Below are 20,898 nucleotides of genomic sequence, written 5' to 3' on the forward strand. Positions count from 1 at the left end.
CCTCAGCGCGCGCGGCGACGGCTGCGCCCTGCGGGGGCGTCCGGGCTGGCCGGAAGGCGTTCGGCCAGGACGGGAAGTGAATCGTGACGCCCGCGCTCTACGTGGGCGGACGCCAGGGCGGCGGCCAGCGCCGGCTGGCCCTCGACGATGGCCTGGACCAGTTCGGCGTGCTCCTGCCACATCTTGGGAGTGTCACGCTCCGGCGTCAGGCGGAAGAGCCACCGCACACGACCGTTCATCAGGCCTGTCATGCGCCGGAGAAGGTGGTGGTCGGCGAGCTTCACGATCTCCTCATGCAGGTCCGAGTTACGTCCGGACGCCTGGACGCCGTTGACCCCGGTGCGGGCAGATTCCAGGGCGTCCAGCAGCGCCGCAGGGCTGGCGCCCTCGGAAACCCTCCGTGCAGCGCATGACGCGGCCAGTGGTTCCAGCTGCAGTCGCAGGTCAAAGACCTCCTGCGCGTCACGGTAGGTGAAGGAATGGACGACGGCGCCGCGGCGGGGTTCGGTGGAAATGAAGCCTTCAGCCTCCAGCAGGGGCAGTGCCTCACGCAGGGGAATCCGGGACACTTCAAGGTCTGCGGCCAGTTCCCGTTCGTTCAGTTTTCCGCCGGCCGGCAGTTGGCCGGAGATGATCCTCTCGCGCAGCACCTCGGCAACGCGCTCGGACAATGGCTCCGCGAGGAGTTCAGCCGCGCCGTTTTCCATCTCATCTCCCATGGGGTTCAGGCTATCCCAGCCGGGTCCCCAGCCGGGATCCCCAGCCGGTCCCGGCGGCCCAGAGCCCGGCGTCCGGCACCGGCACCGGCCGGTCAGACCAGCGAGTCCTTCCAGGCGCCGTGGAGGTCGGCGAACCGCCCGCCGCCGCCGATCAGGTCCGCCGGTGTGCCGTCCTCCACCACGCGGCCGTCGTGGACCACCAGCACGCGGTCGGCGGTTTCGACGGTGGACAGCCGGTGCGCAATGATCAGCGCTGTGCGGCCCCCGCCCGCAGCAGCGGAACCGGGGGCACCTGCGGCAGTGCCGGCGTCGGCCGTTGCCTTCAGGAGGCGCGCCAAACCGGTCTGGACGAGCCGCTCCGAAGGGATGTCCAGCGAGGAGGTTGCCTCGTCCAGGATGAGTACCGCCGGCCGGGCCAGGAATGCACGGGCGAAGCTGATGAGCTGGCGCTGGCCTGAGGAGACGCGCCCGCCACGCTTGTTGACGTCGGTGTCGTAGCCCTCGGGCAATTCGGTGATGAACTCGTGGGCTCCGACGGCCCGGGCGGCCTCTTCGATCTCCTCGCGGGAGGCCTCCGGCCGGCCCAGGGCGATGTTGTCCGCCACGGAGCCGCTGAACAGGAACGCCTCCTGGGTCACCATCACAATGTTCCGGCGCAGGTCCGTGGTGCTGAGGTTGCGGAGGTCCACGCCGTCCAGCGTGAGTGAGCCGGCGGAGACGTCGTAGAAACGGGCGATCAGCTTGGCCAGGGTGGACTTGCCGGCGCCCGTCTGGCCCACCAGCGCTACGGTCTGGCCGGCCGGAATGTGCAGGTCCATGGTGGGGATGACCACCGGGCCCTCGCCATAGCGGAACTCCACGCCCTTGAAGTCGACCGTGCCCTTGGCATCCCGCAGCGCCACCGCGTTCTTGGGCGGGCGGACTGTGGGGACCTCCTCCAGCAGGCCGGACACCTTCTCCAGGGCGGCCTGGGCACTCTGGAAGGAGTTGTAGAACATGGCCATCTGGTCCACTGGCTGGAAGAAGCGCTTGGTGGACAGGATAAGGGCCAGAAGCACCCCCACGGCGAGGTCCCCGCCAAGGACCCGGAATCCGCCGAACAACAGGACCGCTGCCACGCAGATGTTGCCGATCAGCACCAGGCCGGGCTGGAAGATCCCGTTGAGGTTGATGGAGCGGACGGTGACCCGCCGGTAGTCCTCGGCCAGCTGGCCGTACTGCTCGGCGTTTTCGCGTTCCTTGCGGAAGGCCTTCACGGCGCGGATCCCGGTCATGGTCTCCACGAAGTGCACGATCAGCCGGGCGGACACCACCCGGGATTCACGGAAGGCGATCTGGGAATGCTTCTGGTACCACCGCGAGAGGAAGTACATGGGCACGCCCGCGGCCAGGACAATCAGCCCGCTCCGCCAGTCCAGGGCGAACACCGTAACGGCGGTGAAGACCATGAACAGCATGCCCGAGGCGAGGGAACTCACGCCCGAATCGAGGAGTTCGCGCAGCGCCTCAAGGTCCGAGGTCTGCCGGGCGATGATCCGGCCCGAGGTGTACTTTTCGTGGAATTCCAGGCTGAGGCGCTGCGTGTGCCGGAAGACCCGCACCCTGAGGTCCAGGAGCATCGCCTGGCTGAGCCGCGCGGTGGAGGTGACGTAAAGGGCCGTCAGCGCGGCGGTTGCTACCGCGGCGGCCAGGTAGCCGACGCCGGTGAGCACCAAGGGGAAGTTGTCGCCTGCCTGCAGGGCGGGCAAAGCGTGGTCGATGCCAAAAGCGATCAGCGCCGGCCCCGCCACGCGGGCGGCCTGGGACAGCACTACCGTGGCGATGGTCAGCCAGAACCTGAGCCGCACCGGACGGATCAGTGACCGCAGCAAGGCGAGCGACCGCCGTCGTACGGCTTTGCTGTCGCTTTTGCTGAGGTGGGCGTTGTCCTCGTTGGCTGTGCCGAACGTTGCAGTGCTCATCGGATGATTTTCCCGGCTTCGACGTTGGCCTCTTCCTCAAGTTCGGACAGTTCCGAATCCAGGTCCCGGGGTTCCTGGTCCAGGCTGGCGATGACATAGCGGTAGTGCGGGTTCTCCGCCAGCAGTTCCGTGTGCGTTCCGACGGCGGCAATGCGACCGTCCTCCAGCAGGGCCACCCGGTCCGCCAACGCCACCGTGGAAGGCCGGTGGGCGACGATCAGCGTGGTGGTGTCCTTCAGCACCGAACGCAGCCGGGCCTCTACCAGCTCTTCGGTGTGCACGTCGAGCGCGGAGAGTGGATCGTCGAGCACCAGGACGCGTGGCCGGGCGGCGATGGCCCGGGCGAGGGCAATCCGCTGACGCTGCCCTCCGGAGAGGCTCAGGCCCTCTTCGCCGATGAGCGTGTCCACGCCTTCCGGGAGGGAGTACGCGAAGTGTGCCTGGGCCACGTCGAGGGCCTCATCCAGTGCTTCCTCGCTTCGGTCCTGCGCGCCGAGCAGCACGTTGTCGCGGACGGAATTTGAGAACAGAGTGGTGTCCTCGAACGCGACACCCACCACGCGGCGGAGCTCCTCGACGTCGAACTCGCGCAGGTCTACGCCGTCAATGCTGATGGAGCCGTCCGTGACGTCGTACAGCCGGGGGACCAGCTGGATCAGGGCGCTCTTACCACTGCCCGTGATACCCACCACGGCCATGGTTTCCCCTGGCAGGACCTCCAGGTTGATGTCCTTGAGGATGGGCCGGTCCGGCGCGTCCTCAAAGGCGAAGGTGGCGTGGTTGAACCGCAAGGCCCCTCGGAGCTCGGAGGGCCGGCGTGGCTCCGGGGGACTGGTGATGGTGTTGGCCGAATCCATCACTTCGAAGTGGCGGTCGACGGCGGTCTTGGCAGTGAGTGCCATGGCGAGCAGCATGCCGGAGAACTCCACCGGGGACGCGATGACGGCGGCAGTGGCGAAGAAGGCCACGAGGGCGCCGATGCTTAGTTGGCCGCTGGCGCACAGCATGACGCCCACCACCAGCCCGGTGCCCAGCGCGAGTTCGGGCAGCAGGGTGACCACCATGGTGAAGGTGGCCTGGTGCCGGGCCTTGGAGATCTCGGTCTGGCGGAGTTCCTCGGCCTGCTCGTTGAAGTTCTCCAGGGCCTCCCGGCTCCGGCCGAACGCCTTGAGGACGCGAATGCCATGAACGGATTCCTCCACCGTGGTGGCGAGGTCGCCGGCCTGGTCCTGGCTGCGCCGCGCCACCTTGCTGAAGCGGGTCCGGAACCGGAAGCCGTAGGCCATGATGGGCACCGCGGCAGCGAGGAAAATGAGGGCCAGTTGCCAGCTCATCGAAAACATGACTGCAATGCCGATGACGACGGTGAGGGTAGTCACCACCAGCATGATGGCGCCGAAGGCCATCCAGCGGCGCAGGAAGTTCAGATCGGTCATGGCACGGGAAAGCAACTGCCCGGAGCCCCACCGGTCATGGAAGGACACGGTCAGGTCCTGCAGGTGCCCGTAAAGGGAGACGCGCATCCTGGTTTCAACGGTAGTTGCCGGGTTGATGACAAACTGCCGGCGCAGGGCCACGAGCACAGCCTCGGCAATGCCCAGGACCAGGATAATGACTGCGGCAATCCAGACGGCGTCCGTGGCGCCGCCGGCCTGGAGCGAGTCGTTGATCAGGACCCGGAGTACCTGGGGGATGGTCAGGGCGACCACACTGGCCAGGAGTGCACAGAGGAGCCCCATGATGAGCCGGGGGATGATCGGCCTGACGTGAGGATAAAGACGGCTAATGGATCTGAAAAATGAAGTCTGCTTGGCCATGCCCGCTTCTCAAGCTCTAAATCGAATGTAGTTTCCCGTAGCAACTACCTTATGCCATGGCGTGATTCGATTCACAGGATTCGTGCGGGCTGGGAACGATTGTCCAGTTATCACGTTCCGCAATGCCGCCCTGAGGCTGGAGAGCTACTCTGGAGCCGTCAGGGTCAGCAGGACGGCCTCGGGCCGGCAGGCGATCCTGATCGGCGCGAAACGCGAGGTGCCGATGCCGCCGGAGACGTTTACCGGCGTCGTGGATCCGTTGCTCTCCCAGTTGTTGAGTCCCTTGGCCCGCCACGTGGGGAGATCGCAGTTGGAGACCAACGCGCCATAGCCGGGGATACAGAGCTGTCCGCCATGCGTGTGGCCGGCAAGGAGCAGGTCCGCCCCGTCCTGGGTGAAGTGGTCCAGGACGCGCTGGTAGGGGGCGTGGATAACGGCCACCCGGAGGTGCGCGTTATCGTCCTGGTTCTTGGTTCCGCGGGGCCAGCCGGCGTAGCGTTCGCGATTCAGGTGGGGGTCGTCCACGCCGGAGAAGTCGAACCGCATCCCCCGCAGGACCACGGACTGGTTCCGGTTGGTCAGGTCAATCCAGCCGCCCATGCCGAACCCGGCCCGAAGCCGCGGCCAGTCCAGTTCGATGTTTTCGCGCTTCACCTTGGACGGACCCAGCAGGTACGACGCCGGGTTCCGCAGGCTCGGAGCGTAGTAGTCGTTCGAGCCGGGGACAAAGACACCGGGGAACTCGAGCAGCGGCCGGAGCGCCTTAAGCAGCGGGTCTACGGCCTTCACATGGCTGAGGTTGTCTCCCGTGTTCACCACGAGGTCCGGCTCCAGCGATGCCAGCGATTGGAGCCATGCAGCCTTGGTGTCCTGGCCCGGGACAAAATGGATGTCGCTCAGGTGCAGGATGGTGAAGGGCTGATGGCCGGCAGGGAGGATCGGAAGGGTTTCCTCGCGGAGGACGAACTGGTTCTTCTCCCACAATCCGTAGCCGACGGCGGCCAGCCCGGCCGCTGCTCCGGCAGCAGTGGAGACGGCAAAGCCGCGCCCAATGTTCCGGACGCGGCTGGCCAAAGCAGGGCTGACTGCCATAGGTAGCTAGTCCTTCTTTTCGCTGTTTCCCGGACCCGGTGCAGGGGTCGGCGGGGTGGTTGGCTGTGGCGCCGTGGTGGCCGGTGCACTCGGCGTAGTGGTCCGGGCCGGTGTGCCGCTCACCATGTTGGTCGGCGGGGCATTGAACGGGGCGGTGCCGTAGGCAGGGGCTATCTGGAGCATGTACTTGGAGAACATCGGGCCGGCGATCATGTAACCGTCCACTGCCGGGTAGAACTTGCCGTTTACCGTCAGGTTCCGGCCCGGGCGGCTCTGGTCGCCAAAGGGGTCGCCGAACCACGCGGCGGTGGCCAGGCCGGTGGTGTAGCCCACCACCCAAGTGGAGCCGTTGGTGTCGTTGGTGCCGGTCTTGGCTGCCACGGGGAAGTTGGTCCTGGTGGACAGCCGGGGCTGGATCAGCGAACCGGAGCCGCCGTTCAGCACTTCCTGCATGGCGTAGGCGACGCCACGGGCCACCTCGGGTTTGACGGCGTCCTTGCAGTTGGAGGACTGGGCGGGAAGCTGTGCGCCGGTCTGGTCCGTGACGGAGGTGATGGCAATGGGCTCGCAGTACTTACCGTCGTTGGCGAACGTGGCAAACGCGGCGGCCATGGTCAGCGGGGCCGTCTGGGTGGAACCGATGAGGTTGGCCAGCGTGGTCATCTTGACCTGCGGGTTGGGGTCCTCAGCCGTGGGCAGGCCGCCGTGGATGCCCACGGCGTCCACGATCTTCTGGATGCCGCACAGGTCAACCTGGGCCGCGGACGCGAACGTTGCCGTGTTGATGGAGTTCATCAGACCGTAGAGGACGGTCATGTTCCGGTAGTAGCCCTCGTCCGAGTTCTGCAGGTCGAAGCTGCCGGGAATCCCGGCGTCATACCAGCCGACCGTGGGGTCCGGGCAGGTGTTCCTCCAGGGGAAGTTCTGCGGATACTTCCGAACCGCCGCGTTGATGTTCGTGTTCATGGACTTGCCCTCGTTGAGCCATTCAGCGAAGGTGAATGGCTTCATGGTGGAACCAGGCTGGGCGCCACCCATGCCGTTGAGGTCGTTGCCGTCCTTGTCCAGTTTGTCCACGTTGAAGTTGATTTGGGTATCGAACTTGCCGTCAGCGGGCAGGAACGAGGTGTTCTGGGCCATGTTGATGATCTTGCCGGTGTTGGGCTGCACCGAGACGATCGCCGAGCCCCACTTGTCCGGGTTGGCGCCGGCCGCCGCGTCGGACTCGGCCTGCGCCGCGTTCTGTGCGTTGGGATCAAGGGTGGTGGTAATGGTCAGGCCGCCGCGGAAGACACTGTTGATGCGCTCCTCGGAGGTGGCGCCGTAGGCAGGGTTGTTCAGCAGCAGGTGCAGGACGTAATCGCAGAAGTAGGGCGCGGTGGCGGCGTAGGCACAGCCCTGGCGGGCGGGGGTGACCTTCGGCTCCACTGGCGTGGCCACGGCGGCGTCGTGGTCGGCCTGGGTGATCTTGCCCTGGCTCAGCATGAGGCCGAGCACCAGGTCGCGGCGCTGCTTGGCGTTGTCCGGGTTGGAGATCGGGTCAAAGGCGGAGGGGCTGTTGACCAGGCCTGCCAGCAGGGCGGCCTGGGGGAGGGTCAGGTCTTTGGCAGTGGTGCTGAAGAAGAATTTGGAGGCGGCTTCAATGCCGTAGGCGTCCCGGTTGAAGAAGACGATGTTGAGGTAGCCCTCAAGGATCTGCTCCTTCGAGAACTCCTTCTCCAGGGCGATGGCCAGCTTCATTTCGCGGAGCTTGTCGCCCACGCCTTTGTTGACGCCGTTGAGCTTGATCTGCTCCTCGTTGCCCTCAGCGGCGAGGTTCGCGTTGAGGACGTTGTTGACATACTGCTGGGTGATGGTGGAGGCACCCTGCTTGTTGCCGCGGGCGGTGCTCACCAGGGCTCGGAGGATACCGGTGGTGTCCACGCCGCCGTGATCGTAGAACCGGCTGTCCTCAACGGCGATGACCGCTTCCTTCATGAAGGGGGAGATCTGGTCCAGGGAGACCTTGGTCCGGTTCTCTTCATAGAGGTTGGCGATGAGGCTGCCGTCCGCGGCCAGGATCTTGGTGGACTGGCTGGGCGGGTCTACTTTCAGCTCCGCCGGGAGGGTGTCGAAGAACTCGATCGAACCGCTTGCTGCGCTGCCCGAGACGGCGGCAGCGGGAACCAGCAGGCCAGCCACCAGGACACCGCAAATAGCGCTCACGCCAAGGAAACCTAAAATCTTTCCGAGGGTAGTGGCTGTGTCGAAAATGGGGTTCTTACGAGTCACCATGTTTTCCACTTTACCGGCAAGGACTAGTCTTTCTCTCATGACCAAATGGGAGTACGCGACGATTCCGCTCATTATTCACGCCACCAAGCAGATCCTGGACCAGTGGGGAGAGGACGGCTGGGAGCTCGTCCAGGTCGTCACAGGTCCCGACGGCAACGGCCTTGTTGCCTACCTCAAGAGGGAGAAGCAGTAACGTGAGCACCCCCGCAAACACCACGTCCGGTGCGGAAACTGCGCCGATTTCCGCCGTTGAACAGCGCCTCTCCGAGCTCGGGCTGACGCTTCCAGAGGTGGCCGCTCCCGTGGCCAGCTACGTGCCGGCAGTGATCTCCGGCAACTACGTTTACACCTCCGGTCAGCTGCCGTTTATTAACGGCAAACTCGAAGCTACCGGCAAGGTGTCCACCGGCACCGAAGGATACGCCGACGAAGCCACGGTGTCCCCCGAGGACGCCCAGCGCTTTGCGGCCATTTGCGCCGTCAACGCCCTGGCCGCCGTCAAGAGTGTCATTGGCGATCTTGACCGCATTACCCGGATCGTGAAAGTAGTGGGCTTCGTGTCCTCGGACCCCTCCTTCACCGGCCAGCCGGGTGTCATCAATGGTGCCTCGGACCTGCTGGGACGCGTCCTGGGCGACGCCGGCAAGCACGCCCGTTCCGCCGTCGGCGTTTCAGTGCTGCCGCTCGACTCGCCCGTCGAGGTCGAACTGATCGCTGAATTCAGCTAAGGACCGGTCACCTCTTTTGCCTCAACTCGCCCGACGCCTGTTTGTCCTTCCCCCTGATCTCGAAGGGGCGGCACGAAGCTGGCTCGATCACGGCGAGCGGACGCCACGTGCTGCCCGCTTCGCCTCATCCGTGGTTCTGCTGCGCGATTCACCCACCGGCCTGGAGACCTGGCTCGGCTACCGTCCGGGCTCCTCGCCGCTGGGGGTCCTCGCCTTCCCGGGAGGTTCCCTGGACGCGTCCGACGACGACGCCCTGGGTTGGCTGGGCCCCTCACCCCAGCATTGGGCTGAGCAATTGGGGACGGACGACGTCGGGCTGGCGCGGCGCCACGTGGTGGGCGCCATCCGCGAGCTTTTTGAGGAGACCGGTGTGCTTCTGGCCGGACCCGACCCCACCAGCACGGTGGAGGCCACGTCCACGCCGGAGTGGATGCGGGCACGGGAACTGGTGGCGAACCAGGAGAAGTCGTTCGGCGACGTCCTGGCCAAGCGGGGACTCTCGCTCCGAACGGACCTCCTGAAGCCGCTGGTGAACTGGCGCAGTCCGGACTTCGCGCACCATCGGTTCGACACCCGCTACTTTGCGGCGACCGTACCGATGAACCAGCAGCCCACCCTGCTGGAAAGCAAGGGGGTCTGGGGCCGATGGGTCAATGCAGCCACAGTTATCGCTGATCGGGACACCACTGCACTGGGCGATGAAGTGGGGGTGGAGAACACTGTGGGCCTCACCCTCGGCCAGCTCCTCGTTCCCGGTTCCGAGATCATGCTTGAAAAGATGGCCGCCGCCAACGGCTGCATCGCGTACCTCAGCTATAAGCGCAAGGCCCACGTGTACCAGCCCCGGCTTGTTGAAGAGGACGGCAAGCTCATGCTCGAAGTCGAGGCCGCGAAGACGGTGGCGGGCGACCCCCAGCGGGAGCGCTAGGGTGTTTTAGCGCCGGCCCTGCAACCGGATGGTGGCGTACGGGCGGCTGGGGAGATTACCCGCCGTCCAGGACTCGTCCGAGGGCTCCAGCGGTATCTGGCCACGGCCGTCACGGATCACCAAGGCGACCGTACCGATCACGGCCCCCACACAAGCCCAGCCCAGCAGGATCAACACAACAGCCGTAGCCACAGACATCGCCATGCACCTCGCCACTTAATTTTACCGCCGTGGCTTGGGCGCGGCGTTGGCTGTGAGAGTGGGTGGGCAACGCCCTGCAGCCCCCGCAAAAAGGCCCGAGGTCCGGCATCCGGAAGCGTGCGTCAGAGCGACGAAGGAGCAGCACGCGTGGACCCACGCCGTCAGAGGTCCCCGCGGCCGAGCTTGCGAGGATGGGGTGACGGTGGGGAGGATGCCGGCCTCGGGCCGGACGCTTCTTGGGACTTTGCGGGGTTAGCGGGAGCGCTGGCGGAGGCGCTGCATGTCCAGAATCACCACGGCGCGGGCCTCCAGGCGGAGCCAGCCGCGCTGGACGAACTCGGCCAGGGCCTTGTTAACCGTTTCGCGGGATGCGCCCACCAGCTGGGCCAGTTCTTCCTGGGTGAGTTCGTGCGCTACCAGGACGCCGTCCGTGGCCGGGCGGCCAAAGCGGTCGGCGAGGTCCAGCAGGGCCTTGGCGACGCGGCCGGGAACGTCGGAGAAGACCAGGTCCGAGAGGGAGTCGTTGGTGCGGCGCAGGCGGCGGGCCAGTGCCTGCAGCAGCTGGGCCGAAACCTCGGGGCGGGTGCGGAGCAGTGTGTTCAGGCTCTCGTTCTTCAGTCCGGCCAGGCGGGTTTCGGAGACTGCCGTGGCTGTCGCGGTTCGCGGGCTCGGATCAAAGAGGGCCATTTCGCCGAAGAGTTCGCCCGGGCCAAGGATGGCCAGGAGGGATTCCCTGCCGTCCGGAGACGTGCGGCCCAGCTTCACCTTGCCGGAGACGATGAAGTAGAGCTGGTCACCCTGGTCGCCTTCGCGGAAAACCGAGGCTCCGCGGGAAAGGTCCACCTCGGTCAGCTCGTCCGTCAGCAGACGGAATGCTTCGTCGTCGAGCGTGGCGAAAAGGGGTGCTCGGCGCAGTACCTCGATGTCCATAAAATCTCCTGAATAAAAAGTGTCGGCTGTGGCGCTTGTGCCATTGTTTCAGAATTTTCAACGTTCTGTGACGTACTTGGCAGCCGAAACGCCCTGAAGCGCTGGGCCGGAAGCCCATTTGAGCCGTGCAAGGCAACTGAAGCCGCATTCCTCCGGAGCGTATCCGGAGGATCTGCGGATAATGCGCAAGCAGAATCCGGGCCGGTGGGAACGCACAGAATAATGTCAGCCGGCGCCACTAGAATTGGGTTTCAACTGTTTATAAGGAGCCTTAGTGTTTGGCCTGACTGTTCTGGACCTGGTACTGATCCTGGCCCTGCTGTCGTATCTGGGCTACGGCCTGCGCAACGGGTTCCTGGTGACATTGGGCGGAATCGCCGGGTTCGCCGCTGGCGCCGTGGCCGCCTTTTTCGCCGTACCCCTGGTCAGCGGCTTCGTTGATGATTCCGGGTGGAGGCTGACCGCCATCGTGGCCGCCGCCGTCGTCCTGATCGCCGTGGGGCACGGAGCGGGCACCATGATCGGCCGGAAAATCCGCGGCACCGTGCGGATCAGGCCGCTTCGTGCCGTGGACCGGCTGATCGGCGGGGCCGTGAACGTTGCGGTCTCAGCGCTGATCATGTCGATGCTCGCCTTTAGCGTCAGCTCCCTCGGCGTCCCATTGGTGTCCCAGCAGTTGGCTGAATCGAAAGTCATCCGGTTCATCGACGGCATGACGCCCACCCCGGTCAAAGCCACCATGGCGCAACTGCGTTCAACGGTGATCGGCAACGGCATCCCCACCCTCCTGGAAGGCCTCGATCAGGGCCAGCCGGTGGTAGTGCCCAACGCCAGCACGGACACGCCCGCCCTGAACCGCGCCGCAGAATCAGTCCTTAAAATCGCCGGGACCGCCTTCGAATGCGGCCAGAACCAGACCGGGACCGGATTTGTCGTCTCACCCGGAAGGGTTGTGACCAATGCCCACGTCGTGGCGGGCGTGTCGCAACCCGTTGTGGAGGTCCCTGGCGGCAGTGCCATGCCTGGACGGGTGGTCTATTTCGATACCAGGCACGACCTCGCTGTCCTGGCAGTTGATGGACTTCCCGCCGAGCCGCTGGCCCTGAGCCCGGACCTTCCCAACGGCAGCCCGGCGGCCTTCGCCGGCTATCCGCACGGCGGTCCATTCCTGTCCAAACCGGCCACGGTGCAGGACATCACCACGGTGCTGGTGCCGGACATTTATGGAAACAGCCCGGCACCCGAGGAGATCTACCGGCTCGCTGGGGACATCCAGCCCGGCAACTCCGGCGGGCCGCTGCTGACCACGGAGGGCTTGGTGGCCGGTGTGATCTTTGCCAAGGCGACATCAGACACAGAACTGGGTTTCGCCATCACTATGGATGACCTCAACCCGGTGGCGTCCCAGGCTCCCGGCCTCAGTGCGCCGGTATCCTCCGGGCAGTGCATCCAGAAGTAACAGTGCATCCGGTAGCTGCAAGGGTCAGAGCCACTCGAGGCTTTGGCCATGCGGGCCGGTGATGGCCACCGGGCTGCCGTTATGAGTCAGCAGGAACCTGCCAAGGATCCGCTGCGCGTCAATCTCGGGGACCACGTTTGAACCGTCCTCCTGGTAAATGACCATGTGCCCCTCGTTGCTGAGCCAATGGACGCCCCGGCTGGCGGCGAGGTGCTGCATGGTCCGCCGGAATTCGGTCCGGCCGGCGGCGGTCAGATAACCCATCACCGCGCTGTGGAAGACCACCAGTGCTGCATCGTCCGGCGCCTGGGTGGCGAGTTCCAGCAACCGCTCGTTCAGGTCGCCGGCAACGAGGTGTGGCGGATCCTGCCGGGCGATGGCGACGGCCTGCTGGAGTCGTGTGCGCCGAAACTCCTGTTCCGGCCACACCAGTGCCTCCAGCCACGCGACGTCCCCAGGATCCCCCACGTCCAAGGGATTCAGGTCGATGCCAGCCCGCCACACCACGGACGGGAGCGAGGCCGGCAAAGGTACCGGGCCGGTGGTGGCGCAGTTCAGGATGGGGACCCCGGCCGGGGCTCCAACGTCCGGGCGGGGAGATAACCGCGTGACTGTCGTGCCGTCGTCGTACTCGTAGCCGTACCGGTCCGGATACAGTACCAGGCCCGCTGAGGCGCCCACCTCCAGCAAAGCCAGCGGCTTACCCTCAGCCTCCGAGATGGCCGCCAGCGACGGCAGCAGCGTGGCGCAGCGGCCTGCCTCGTTGGTCTGCGTGGACCGTGAGAGCACAATCCTGCTGACATCGTCCCAGCGGGCGTTGAGGAAGTCGCGGAACTGTTCAAAGGGGCCCGGCACAGCTCCGAGGTACCGGGCGGCGGCAAGGAGCAGGTTGGGCTGGCGTTTGTCATGCGGCCACCGGTCAATGCGGGCGATGATCTGCGGGTCGTCGGCGATCCCCAGCGTCCATTCGGCGTAACAAGGGGAGGAACCGGGGGCTTCCACGCTGCCAAAATGCCGGTACCACGCGGCGGTATGCCCATCGGGCTCGGCCGGGACGCGCACACCGTCCGATTCGGGCTCCGGCCCGGCGGTCATGGCTACAGCGCTTCGGCCAGGTAGTCGATGGCGAGCTTGTAACCGAACACTCCGGCGCCCACGATGACAGCAGTGCAGACGGGGGACAAGAAGGAATGGTGCCGGAACTCCTCGCGCTGGTGCACGTTGGTGATGTGGACCTCGACTGCGGGAAGTTGAACCGCTGCGAGGGCGTCACGCAAGGCCAAAGACGTGTGGGTGAAGGCACCGGCGTTCAGCACAATGCCGACGGCGGTGCCGCGGGCTGCGTGGATGGCGTCAAGAAGCACGCCCTCATGGTTGGACTGGACGCATTCCACCGTGAATCCATGGGCCTCAGCGGTGGCACCGGCCAGCTTCTCGACGTCGGCGAGGGTGGAGGTGCCGTACTTTTCCGGCTCTCGGGTTCCCAACAGGTTGAGGTTGGGGCCGTTGATCACGAGGATGGTGCCACGCCCGGCGGTCTTGGTACTGCTGTCTGGGAGGCTCTGATCGGATTCGTTCATGCTGCCAACTTTAGGTGATGACGGCTGATGACCGATTGGCGCCAGCCTGAGCGCCGGATTCTGCACCATCATTCGTCCGGTGTGGTTCCACCGTGCCGCCATTCCAGGAGGCGTGGGACTCGGCCAGCAAATGATGGAGCAGAATCCGACACTATAGTGCGGTGAACCTCAGCACGAGGGCATGTTCCGGGTTCAGGATGGGCATCGGCAGGCCCACTTCGGCCAGGAAGCGGCCGCCGGCAACTGCTCCGTCGGCCAGCCATGACGGCGGCCTCACTTGCGTGTAGGTGTGGGCGTAGTCAGCGTCTCCAGGTGTCGGGAAGATGGCCTCCACCCGGTAGGTGCTTTCAGGTTCGAGCCCGGGGATGGTGATGCGGCCGGTCTGCTCAGCGAACGCGGTGCGCGTGCTGACCAGGGCGAACAGTGCCGCCGTTGTGCCCTGTGCGGGTCGGGCCGAATCGGTTCCGGAGGCCACTACGCCGTGCAGGAGCAGGGAGCCGTCGGCAACGTCCGCGCGCACCATGCGCCCGGAGTGGATGAGATCGCGGTGTTCTTTGTACAGCCCAATGAAGCGCTTGAGCTCGTCGCGCTGCGCACCCTGCACCTCCCGGACGTCCCACTCCATGCCGAAGTGGCCAAACAAGGCCGTGATGGCACGGAAGGACAGGTCGTGGGTGCGGGCTGTGGTGTGCGAGGTGGTGGGGCCGACGTGGCCACCCACCAGTTCGGGCGGGACCACCAGCCCGGTCCAGCGTTGGATGGTCTGCCGTTCCAGGGCGTCGTTGCAGTCCGAGGCCCAGATCCGGTCCGTGCGTTCCAGGATCCCCAGGTCAACGCGGGCGCCGCCGGAGGAACAGCTTTCAATCTCGACGCCGGGATGGGCCTTCTTGAGTTCGTCAAAGAGCCGGTAGGCCGCCAGGGTTTGCTCGTGGACGGAGGAGCGTCCGGCGTGGCCGTGCTCCAGCAGGTCCCGGTTCTGGTCCCATTTGAGGTAGCTGATCTTGTTCTCGCACAGGAGCGCATCCACGCGGTCGAAGATGTACTGCCACGCTTCGGGGTTCACGAGGTCGATCACATGCTGGTTCCGCCACTCGATCGGCAGGCGGCCGCCGTCCTTGTGCGAAATGGCGGCCGGGCCGACGATCCATTCGGGGCGGGCGCGGGCTATGTCGGAGTCGAGGTTGATCATTTCCGGTTCAACCCAGAGCCCAAATTCCATTCCGCGGGATGTCACGGCGTCGATCAGCGGCGTGAACCCGTCCGGCCACAGCGCCTCGTCCACGTACCAGTCGCCAAGCCCGGCGTTGTCGTGGCGTCGCCCGCGGAACCAGCCGTCGTCGAGGACAAATCGTTCCACCCCGAGCTCGGCGGCGGAATCGGCGAGCTCGATCAGGGTGGGCAGGTTGTGGTCGAAGTAGACAGCTTCCCAGGTGTTGAGCACTACGGGGCGGGGCTTGCCGCCGCCTGCGGCGGGGAGCACGTGGTGGGGGCGGGAGCGGAACCAGTTGTAGAACGCCTCGCTGATGCCGTCCAGGCCGCGGTCGGAGTAGGCGGCGAACAGTGCCGGAGTGGTGTAGCTGGCACCCGGCTCGAGGATCACTTCGGCAGGGCCGAGGAGCTCCGAGCCGCCGATCATGGTGCGGCCGTCGCCGATGCTGTCTGCGAACTGCTCGTGGTTGCCGCTCCAGGCAAGGTGCGTGGCCCAGACCTTCCCGTGGCGGTTGCCGAATCCAGCGGTGCCGGCGGCGAAGAGCAGCGAGGAGTCGTGTCCGGTGCGGCCATGCCGGCCGGTGCGGACCCAGGTGCCCTGCTGGATGGGACGGCGCTGCGGGTGGCGTTCCCGGCACCAGCGCCCGGTCAGGTCAAGGAGTTCGACGGCGTCCGGCGCCACCGGGAGGACGGTTGCCAGTTCGTCGAGCTGATAGGGCGTGGTGCCATCGTTGGTGACGGTGTGACGCAGCTCCAGCAGGCCGCCGTCGTGCAATGTCACCGAGGACAGGACGGTGAGGCCGGCGTCGGGATCGGACTGGACGATGGCAGCGGAGTTACCCTCGGCCGTCGCTGTGACGACGCGGAGGCGAGCTGAGAAGTCGAGGCCGGAGACGCCGTCGGCGACGCGGTGGCCGCGGAGGGCGGGACGGCCACGCCAGCTGGAGGACGCCTGCGGCAGGAGGCTGGCGGGTACGGTGGCGTCGATGGCGGAGTGCGGGATCGGCTCGCCGAGGATGGCGAGGTCCGGAAGTGGGGCGTCACCCAAATCGGCGCCCCAATGGATAATCTCGGCCTCCCCGCTGTCGAAGCTGATCACCAGGCTGGTGCCGGCGGTACGGAGGTGGAGCGAATCCATAGGTATATCTCTTTCGGTAATTATGGCGTGCGTTCACTGACGCAGGACGGTGGTGGTGCTGTGTTGGGGTGTGGTGTCCGGATGCCGCCGCCGCGAGGAGGAAACGGCGGCATCCGGAGCCGATGACTGCGGCCACACCCGCAGTCACGTTTTTTGGTGGACCAGGCCTACTTGAAGAGGGCGTTGACCTGTTCGTTGACCTGGGTCAGGGAGCTGGCGGGCGCCTTGCCGGACACCACGGCGTCCATGGCGGGCTCCATGATGCCCTTGACCTTGGCTGTGTTATCAGTGATCGGGTACAGGAAAGTGGTCTTGTTCTTGACGTGCTCGGTGAAGGCCGTCACGTCCACACCCTTGGCCTTGAAGGCTTCGGCGGCCTTGTCAGAGGAGGTCTTGAGCGCCGGGAAGACCACGGCCTTCGAGGCCACAACGTCCTGGCAGTCAGCGGAAGCGAGGTACTCCACCCACTTGATGGAGGCGTCCTTCTTCTTGGTGCCTGCCCAGATCGAGTCAGCCAGGCCGTTGAACATGGAGGCGCGCTCGCCTTCCGGACCAACGGGAGTCGGGGCGATGCCCACCTCGATGCCCTTGTAACTGATGTACTGGCCGGTCATCCACGAGCCGTGGGCGTTGATGGCAGACTTGCCGGCTGCGAAGGTGTCTGCCATCGCGGCGCCGACCGTGGTCTCCAGCTTGGGCATGTAGCCCTTCTGGGCCAGTCCGGCGAACCAGGCCATGCTTTCCTGGAACTTGGGGTCGTCGTAGTTGTAGTGCGTACCCCACGGGTTCTTGTCCGTGTGGGACCAGCCGGTGGTGTTGGTGAGGTAGCTCCACTCCGTCTGGCCGGAGGAATCTCCTCCGCCATTGAGGCCCAGGCCGTAGACGGCGACATTGTCCTTGTCGAAGCCGGCCTCGTCGCCGCGCTTGCCGTTCTTGTCAACGGTCAGGTGGGCGATGACCTTTTCGTAGCTTCCGCCATCTTCGGGGTTCCAGGCGAGGTCTTTCATCTGGTCTTCGGTGATGCCGGCGCTGGCGAGCATGGCCTTGTTGTAGAACAGGCCGATGGTGTCCCAGTCCTTCGGCAGGCCGTAGCGCTTGCCGTCCTGGCCGACCCAGAGGTCCGCGAGGCCCTCGTTGTAGGCGGTGAGGTCTACGTTGTCTTTCTCGACGGCGTCGTCGATGGGCAGCAGCTGCTTGTTTTCGGCGAGCTCACCATAGCGTCCGAGGTGGTTGGTGAAGACGTCCGGGGCAGTGCCGCCGACAAAGCCGTTGGTCAGGGTGCTCCAGTAGTCGTCCCAGCCGCGCTGGGTGATCTTGACCTTGATGTCCGGGTTGGCTTTGGTGAAGTCGTCTGCGCACTGCTGGTAGGCGGGCAGCTGGTTGGCGTCCCACAGCCAGTAGCTGATCTCGCCTTTGGCAGACTCTGCCGAGGACGATGAGCCGCCGCCACAGGCGGACAGGGACAGTGCCACAGTTGCGGCGACGGCAACGGCGCCGAGGGTTTTCTTCATGGTTCTACTTTCCGTTCGGGGGATGCGATGGGCTGTTACTGGTGGGGAAATTTACTTGATGCCGGAGAAGCCGATGGAGTTGACGATCTTCTTGCCGAAGGCGGCGAAGAGGATCAGGACGGGCAGGGCCGAAATGAGGGTGGCGGCCATCAGGCCGGACCAGTCCGGGGCTCCCTGCGGGGACTGTGATTTGAAGACACCGAGGCCCACCTGCAGGACCCGCACGTCATCCTGGGAACCGACCAGCAAAGGCCAGAAGTATTCGTTCCACTGGCCGATGAAGGTGAGCAGTGCGAGGGTGGCGATGGGGGCAGCGGCGTTGGGGAGAACGATCTGGAAGAAGATGCGCAGGTGCTTGGCGCCGTCGAGCATTGCCGCCTCTTCGACTTCCCGGGACATGTTCAGGAAGAACTGGCGCAGGAAGAAGATGGCGAACGGTGTCATAAAGACGTACGGCAGGACCATGCCGAGCATGGTGTTGAGCAGGTCCAGGTTCTTGATGAACAGGAAGTTCGGCAGGGCCGTGAAGATCGGCGGGACCAGCATGGTGCCGAGGAACAGGCTGAACACCAGGTTCCGTCCCTTCCAGCGCAGCCGGGCAAAGGCGTACGCAGCCATCGAACTGAAGAACACGGCTCCGGCGGTGGTGATGGAGGAGAAGATGATGGAGTTCCGCAGGTAGAGCCAGAAATCGATGGCGGCACCGGAACCGCCTTCCGCGACGGCGTCGGCTGGGCTTTGCAGGCCGAATACCCGCATAAAGGCGCCGAAAGTGAATTCCGCGGGAAGCAGGCTGGCCGAGTTGGAAGCCAGTGCCGAGTTGGTGGACAATGCCGTGCGCAGCACCCAGAGGAAGGGCAGGACTGAGACCGCGATGGCCAGGACCAGGAGGGCCCAGGCACCTGCCCGGCGGGGGTTGAACGGACGACGGCGGCGAGTTGAGGCCGGCAGCGGTGCGCGGCTGGTGGTGGTGGTCATGCGGGGCTCCTAGTCCAGGTCCGACTCGTTGCCCTTGAGGAACTTCATTTGGATGAAGGCCACGAAGGCGAGGATGAGGAAGAGAATGACGGCAATTGCAGATCCGTAGCCGAAGTCCGACTCGGTGAAGGCACGCTGGTAGATGTAGTACTGGATGACGCGGGTTGCGTTGACCGGCCCGCCGGCGGTGGTCACGGCAACGGTGTCAAATACCTGGAACGAGCCGATCACCGTGACAACCAGGACCAGGACCAGCACCGGCCGCAGCAGCGGAATGGTGATTTTGCTGAAGGTCTGGAACGGTGACGCGCCGTCGAGTTTGGCCACTTCGTAGACGTGGCCAGGGATGGCCTGGAGCCCGGCGAAGATCAGCAGGGCTGTGTAGCCCATGTGGCGCCACGTGTTGATCAGAGCCTGGGTGGGGATGGCCCACTCCTCGCTTCCGAAGAAGGCGACCCGGGGGAGGCCGGACCATTCGATGAACTGGTTGACCACACCGATCTGGTAGTCGAGCATCCAGAACCACAGCAGCGCCGCGATGACGTTTGACATCAGGTAGGGCAACAGCAGTGCGCCGCGGATGAGCGTGGACTTTGCCACCTGGTGCATCAGGAGGGCCAGGCCCAGGGCCAGGGCGGTCTGGAGGACGATGTTGAGGAAGACGTATTGGCCCGTGACCGCCAGGGAATTCCAGAACAGCGGGTCTTTGGCGATGGCCGTGTAATTGTCCATCCCCACCCATTCCGGGTCACCCAGGATGTTGTACTCCGTGAAGCTCAGGTACACACCGCGGATGGTCGGGACAACGTAGAAGAAGACGAACCCGATCATGGCCGGGGCGATGAAGAGGAGGGCGATCTTGAGGTCGCCCAGCTGGCGGTAGCCGCCGCGCGGCATGGGGGCTCCGGGCTTAGGCGGGGCGGATCTCGTGTGCTTGGCAAGGGTGGTCATCGTCGACCCTTTCCTGACTGTGATGTGGATAACAACTGGTGAGAAATCTACACGAGTAGATTGAATGTGGCAAGAAGAATTTCTAGGCTTATTTGACAGGGATTAATCCAGTCGCTAGCCCATTGACTCGAGTAGATTCCGGTGCAACACTGGGATTCCTGATGGACAGCGCTTGCCCGGCGCTCCTGCAAGCACCCGTGGAAAGAGGGACAATGGCGTTTTCAATCGGCGTAGTAGGAGCCGGCCAGTTCGGCGGCCAGTTCGCGCACCTCTTCAATCTCCACCCCGGCGTGAGCTCGGTGTATGTGGTGGATGAGCTTCCGGAGCGTGCCGCTGAGGCAGTGGAGCGCTACCACTTGGTGGGGGCAAAGGCGAGCTTCGAGGAACTTCTCGCCTCCGACGTCGATGCCGTGGCAATCTTCACCCAGCGCTGGACGCACGGTCCCCTGGTGGAGCAGGCCCTTCGTGCCGGCAAGCACGTCTACTCGGCCGTCCCCATGGCCATTTCCGAGGACGAAATCGCCCGGATCATCGACGCCGTCCGTGAAACCGGCCTGGTTTACATGATGGGGGAGACCAGTTACTACAACCCCGCCACCGTCTACGCACGCAAGCAGCTTGCCGCCGGCCGCTTCGGGCGGATCTTCTACGCCGAAGGGGACTACGTCCACGACATGGATCTAGGGTTCTACGACGCCTACCAGTACAGCGGCGGCGAGCGTTGGAAGGAAACCGCCAGCTACCCACCCATGCTGTACCCCACGCACGCAGTCGGCGGAGTACTCGGCGCCGTCCCCGCCCATGCGGTCAGCGTCAGCTGCGTAGGAGTGAAGGATGACCGCAATGACGGCGTCTTTGACAAGGAAGTCAGCATGTTCGGAAATGACTTCTCCAACGCCACGGCCCTCTTTGAACTCAACGACGGCGGCGTGATGCGCACCAACGAGATGCGCCGGGTGGGCTATCCCTCGCACATCAGGGAGTCCCGGTTCCGGTTCTTCGGTACGGAGGCCAGCTTCGAGCAGCTCGCCAAAGTCACAGTGTGGCAGGACAAGGAAAACGTCCACGATATTTCCGAGCAGTTCGAAACCCGTCCCAGCATGTCCCTGGACGACCCGTCCCTGGCGAACGTTGCCCCGGAACTGAGGGACGCGTTTGTCTCCGGGCTCTCGCCAGTCCACGACGCCGAACGGCTCCCTGAGGAGTTCCGCGGCGCGCCAAACGGCCACGAGGGCAGCCACCACTTCCTGGTGGACGACTTCGTGACAGCGGTCAACACCGGGACGCTGCCACCTGTCAATGCCTGGGTTGCCGCGCGGTTCACCCTTCCCGGCATTGTGGCCCACGAGTCAGCCCTCCGCGGTGGGGAACGGCTGCCCATCCGCGACTTTGGCGATGCCCCGGAAATTCGATAGCTAGCAT

18 protein-coding genes are annotated in these 20,898 nt (G+C 65.1%); 5 read left to right on the forward strand and 13 right to left on the reverse strand.

Translation table 11 applies throughout. From position 1 onward, the window contains the following. Positions 1–2 precede the first annotated feature (2 nt). The 5 genes from V9L18_RS04405 to V9L18_RS04425 form a co-directional block, all read right to left on the reverse strand. The gene (locus V9L18_RS04405) at positions 3–719 is read right to left on the reverse strand and encodes a GntR family transcriptional regulator (protein ID WP_337345961.1); all 717 of its coding nucleotides are present in this window, start codon (positions 717–719) and stop codon (positions 3–5) included. A gap of 92 nt (positions 720–811) precedes the next feature. Next, positions 812–2,680: an ABC transporter ATP-binding protein gene (locus V9L18_RS04410; RefSeq protein WP_337345962.1), complete on the reverse strand. Its 1,869-nt coding sequence runs from the start codon at positions 2,678–2,680 to the stop codon at positions 812–814. Continuing rightward, the gene (locus V9L18_RS04415; RefSeq protein WP_337345963.1) at positions 2,677–4,497 is read right to left on the reverse strand and encodes an ABC transporter ATP-binding protein; all 1,821 of its coding nucleotides are present in this window, start codon (positions 4,495–4,497) and stop codon (positions 2,677–2,679) included. Before V9L18_RS04415 ends, V9L18_RS04410 begins: the two co-directional genes overlap by 4 nt. 144 nt (positions 4,498–4,641) lie before the next feature. Then, complete coding sequence (locus V9L18_RS04420) at positions 4,642–5,589, reverse strand: metallophosphoesterase (RefSeq protein WP_337345964.1); 948 nt, start codon at positions 5,587–5,589, stop codon at positions 4,642–4,644. 6 nt (positions 5,590–5,595) lie between these two features. Then, the gene (locus V9L18_RS04425; RefSeq protein ID WP_337345965.1) at positions 5,596–7,863 is read right to left on the reverse strand and encodes a transglycosylase domain-containing protein; all 2,268 of its coding nucleotides are present in this window, start codon (positions 7,861–7,863) and stop codon (positions 5,596–5,598) included. Positions 7,864–7,900: 37 nt separating this feature from the next. On the opposite strand from V9L18_RS04425, the gene V9L18_RS04430 reads away from it, so the two are divergent. From V9L18_RS04430 to V9L18_RS04440, 3 genes are read left to right on the forward strand one after another with little or no spacing between them, the layout of a single operon-like run. Next, complete coding sequence (locus V9L18_RS04430) at positions 7,901–8,056, forward strand: DUF4177 domain-containing protein (protein WP_011693223.1); 156 nt, start codon at positions 7,901–7,903, stop codon at positions 8,054–8,056. A gap of 1 nt (position 8,057) precedes the next feature. Further along, positions 8,058–8,591, forward strand: coding sequence for a RidA family protein (locus V9L18_RS04435; RefSeq protein ID WP_337345966.1), 534 nt, complete (start codon positions 8,058–8,060; stop codon positions 8,589–8,591). 16 nt (positions 8,592–8,607) lie between these two features. Further along, positions 8,608–9,519 (forward strand): NUDIX hydrolase, encoded by a 912-nt coding sequence (locus V9L18_RS04440; RefSeq protein ID WP_337345967.1) that lies wholly within the window; start codon positions 8,608–8,610, stop codon positions 9,517–9,519. 6 nt (positions 9,520–9,525) lie between these two features. Here the strand turns inward: V9L18_RS04440 and V9L18_RS04445 are convergent, their stop codons facing one another. Beyond that, positions 9,526–9,723: a hypothetical protein gene (locus V9L18_RS04445; RefSeq protein WP_337345968.1), complete on the reverse strand. Its 198-nt coding sequence runs from the start codon at positions 9,721–9,723 to the stop codon at positions 9,526–9,528. A gap of 249 nt (positions 9,724–9,972) precedes the next feature. Beyond that, the gene (locus tag V9L18_RS04450) at positions 9,973–10,650 is read right to left on the reverse strand and encodes a Crp/Fnr family transcriptional regulator (protein WP_131135058.1); all 678 of its coding nucleotides are present in this window, start codon (positions 10,648–10,650) and stop codon (positions 9,973–9,975) included. Between the two features lie 274 nt (positions 10,651–10,924). On the opposite strand from V9L18_RS04450, the gene V9L18_RS04455 reads away from it, so the two are divergent. Then, entirely contained in the window at positions 10,925–12,109 is a 1,185-nt protein-coding gene (locus V9L18_RS04455; RefSeq protein WP_337345969.1) for a MarP family serine protease, read from the forward strand. Positions 12,110–12,133: 24 nt separating this feature from the next. Here the strand turns inward: V9L18_RS04455 and V9L18_RS04460 are convergent, their stop codons facing one another. The 6 genes from V9L18_RS04460 to V9L18_RS04485 all read right to left on the reverse strand — a co-directional run bounded on the left by V9L18_RS04460 (position 12,134) and on the right by V9L18_RS04485 (position 19,476). Next, complete coding sequence (locus V9L18_RS04460; protein ID WP_337345970.1) at positions 12,134–13,204, reverse strand: DUF2332 domain-containing protein; 1,071 nt, start codon at positions 13,202–13,204, stop codon at positions 12,134–12,136. 2 nt (positions 13,205–13,206) lie between these two features. Further along, positions 13,207–13,689 carry a type II 3-dehydroquinate dehydratase gene (gene aroQ, locus V9L18_RS04465; protein ID WP_337345971.1) on the reverse strand — a complete coding sequence of 161 codons (483 nt, stop codon included), beginning with the start codon at positions 13,687–13,689 and terminating at the stop codon, positions 13,207–13,209. 151 nt (positions 13,690–13,840) lie between these two features. Continuing rightward, positions 13,841–16,036 (reverse strand): alpha-galactosidase, encoded by a 2,196-nt coding sequence (locus tag V9L18_RS04470; RefSeq protein WP_337345972.1) that lies wholly within the window; start codon positions 16,034–16,036, stop codon positions 13,841–13,843. A 167-nt stretch (positions 16,037–16,203) separates the two neighbouring features. Continuing rightward, positions 16,204–17,547, reverse strand: coding sequence for an ABC transporter substrate-binding protein (locus V9L18_RS04475; protein WP_337345973.1), 1,344 nt, complete (start codon positions 17,545–17,547; stop codon positions 16,204–16,206). A 51-nt stretch (positions 17,548–17,598) separates the two neighbouring features. Beyond that, positions 17,599–18,525, reverse strand: coding sequence for a carbohydrate ABC transporter permease (locus V9L18_RS04480; protein ID WP_337345974.1), 927 nt, complete (start codon positions 18,523–18,525; stop codon positions 17,599–17,601). Between the two features lie 9 nt (positions 18,526–18,534). Beyond that, on the reverse strand, positions 18,535–19,476 hold the full coding sequence (locus tag V9L18_RS04485; protein WP_376043939.1) for a carbohydrate ABC transporter permease: 942 nt from the start codon (positions 19,474–19,476) through the stop codon (positions 18,535–18,537). Between the two features lie 212 nt (positions 19,477–19,688). Here V9L18_RS04485 and V9L18_RS04490 point away from each other — a divergent pair, with 212 nt between their 5' ends. Then, positions 19,689–20,891, forward strand: a complete 1,203-nt coding sequence (locus tag V9L18_RS04490; RefSeq protein ID WP_337345975.1) for a Gfo/Idh/MocA family protein — start codon at positions 19,689–19,691, stop codon at positions 20,889–20,891. The last annotated feature ends 7 nt before the right edge of the window (positions 20,892–20,898 follow it).

This window comes from Pseudarthrobacter sp. CCNWLW217, from assembly GCF_037203985.1.
Lineage (GTDB): Bacteria > Actinomycetota > Actinomycetes > Actinomycetales > Micrococcaceae > Arthrobacter.

What these genes read in the sequence shown, in the direction of transcription:
- V9L18_RS04430 (WP_011693223.1), top strand. Translation starts at nt 7,901, where the DNA reads ATGACCAAATGGGAGTACGCGACGATTCCGCTCATTATTCACGCCACC.
- V9L18_RS04445 (WP_337345968.1), bottom strand. Translation starts at nt 9,723, where the DNA reads ATGGCGATGTCTGTGGCTACGGCTGTTGTGTTGATCCTGCTGGGCTGG.
- V9L18_RS04480 (WP_337345974.1), bottom strand. Translation starts at nt 18,525, where the DNA reads ATGACCACCACCACCAGCCGCGCACCGCTGCCGGCCTCAACTCGCCGC.
- V9L18_RS04450 (WP_131135058.1), bottom strand. Translation starts at nt 10,650, where the DNA reads ATGGACATCGAGGTACTGCGCCGAGCACCCCTTTTCGCCACGCTCGAC.
- V9L18_RS04460 (WP_337345970.1), bottom strand. Translation starts at nt 13,204, where the DNA reads ATGACCGCCGGGCCGGAGCCCGAATCGGACGGTGTGCGCGTCCCGGCC.
- V9L18_RS04420 (WP_337345964.1), bottom strand. Translation starts at nt 5,589, where the DNA reads ATGGCAGTCAGCCCTGCTTTGGCCAGCCGCGTCCGGAACATTGGGCGC.
- V9L18_RS04470 (WP_337345972.1), bottom strand. Translation starts at nt 16,036, where the DNA reads ATGGATTCGCTCCACCTCCGTACCGCCGGCACCAGCCTGGTGATCAGC.
- V9L18_RS04475 (WP_337345973.1), bottom strand. Translation starts at nt 17,547, where the DNA reads ATGAAGAAAACCCTCGGCGCCGTTGCCGTCGCCGCAACTGTGGCACTG.
- V9L18_RS04415 (WP_337345963.1), bottom strand. Translation starts at nt 4,497, where the DNA reads ATGGCCAAGCAGACTTCATTTTTCAGATCCATTAGCCGTCTTTATCCT.
- V9L18_RS04410 (WP_337345962.1), bottom strand. Translation starts at nt 2,680, where the DNA reads ATGAGCACTGCAACGTTCGGCACAGCCAACGAGGACAACGCCCACCTC.
- aroQ (WP_337345971.1), bottom strand. Translation starts at nt 13,689, where the DNA reads ATGAACGAATCCGATCAGAGCCTCCCAGACAGCAGTACCAAGACCGCC.
- V9L18_RS04405 (WP_337345961.1), bottom strand. Translation starts at nt 719, where the DNA reads ATGGGAGATGAGATGGAAAACGGCGCGGCTGAACTCCTCGCGGAGCCA.
- V9L18_RS04425 (WP_337345965.1), bottom strand. Translation starts at nt 7,863, where the DNA reads ATGGTGACTCGTAAGAACCCCATTTTCGACACAGCCACTACCCTCGGA.
- V9L18_RS04490 (WP_337345975.1), top strand. Translation starts at nt 19,689, where the DNA reads ATGGCGTTTTCAATCGGCGTAGTAGGAGCCGGCCAGTTCGGCGGCCAG.
- V9L18_RS04485 (WP_376043939.1), bottom strand. Translation starts at nt 19,476, where the DNA reads ATGACCACCCTTGCCAAGCACACGAGATCCGCCCCGCCTAAGCCCGGA.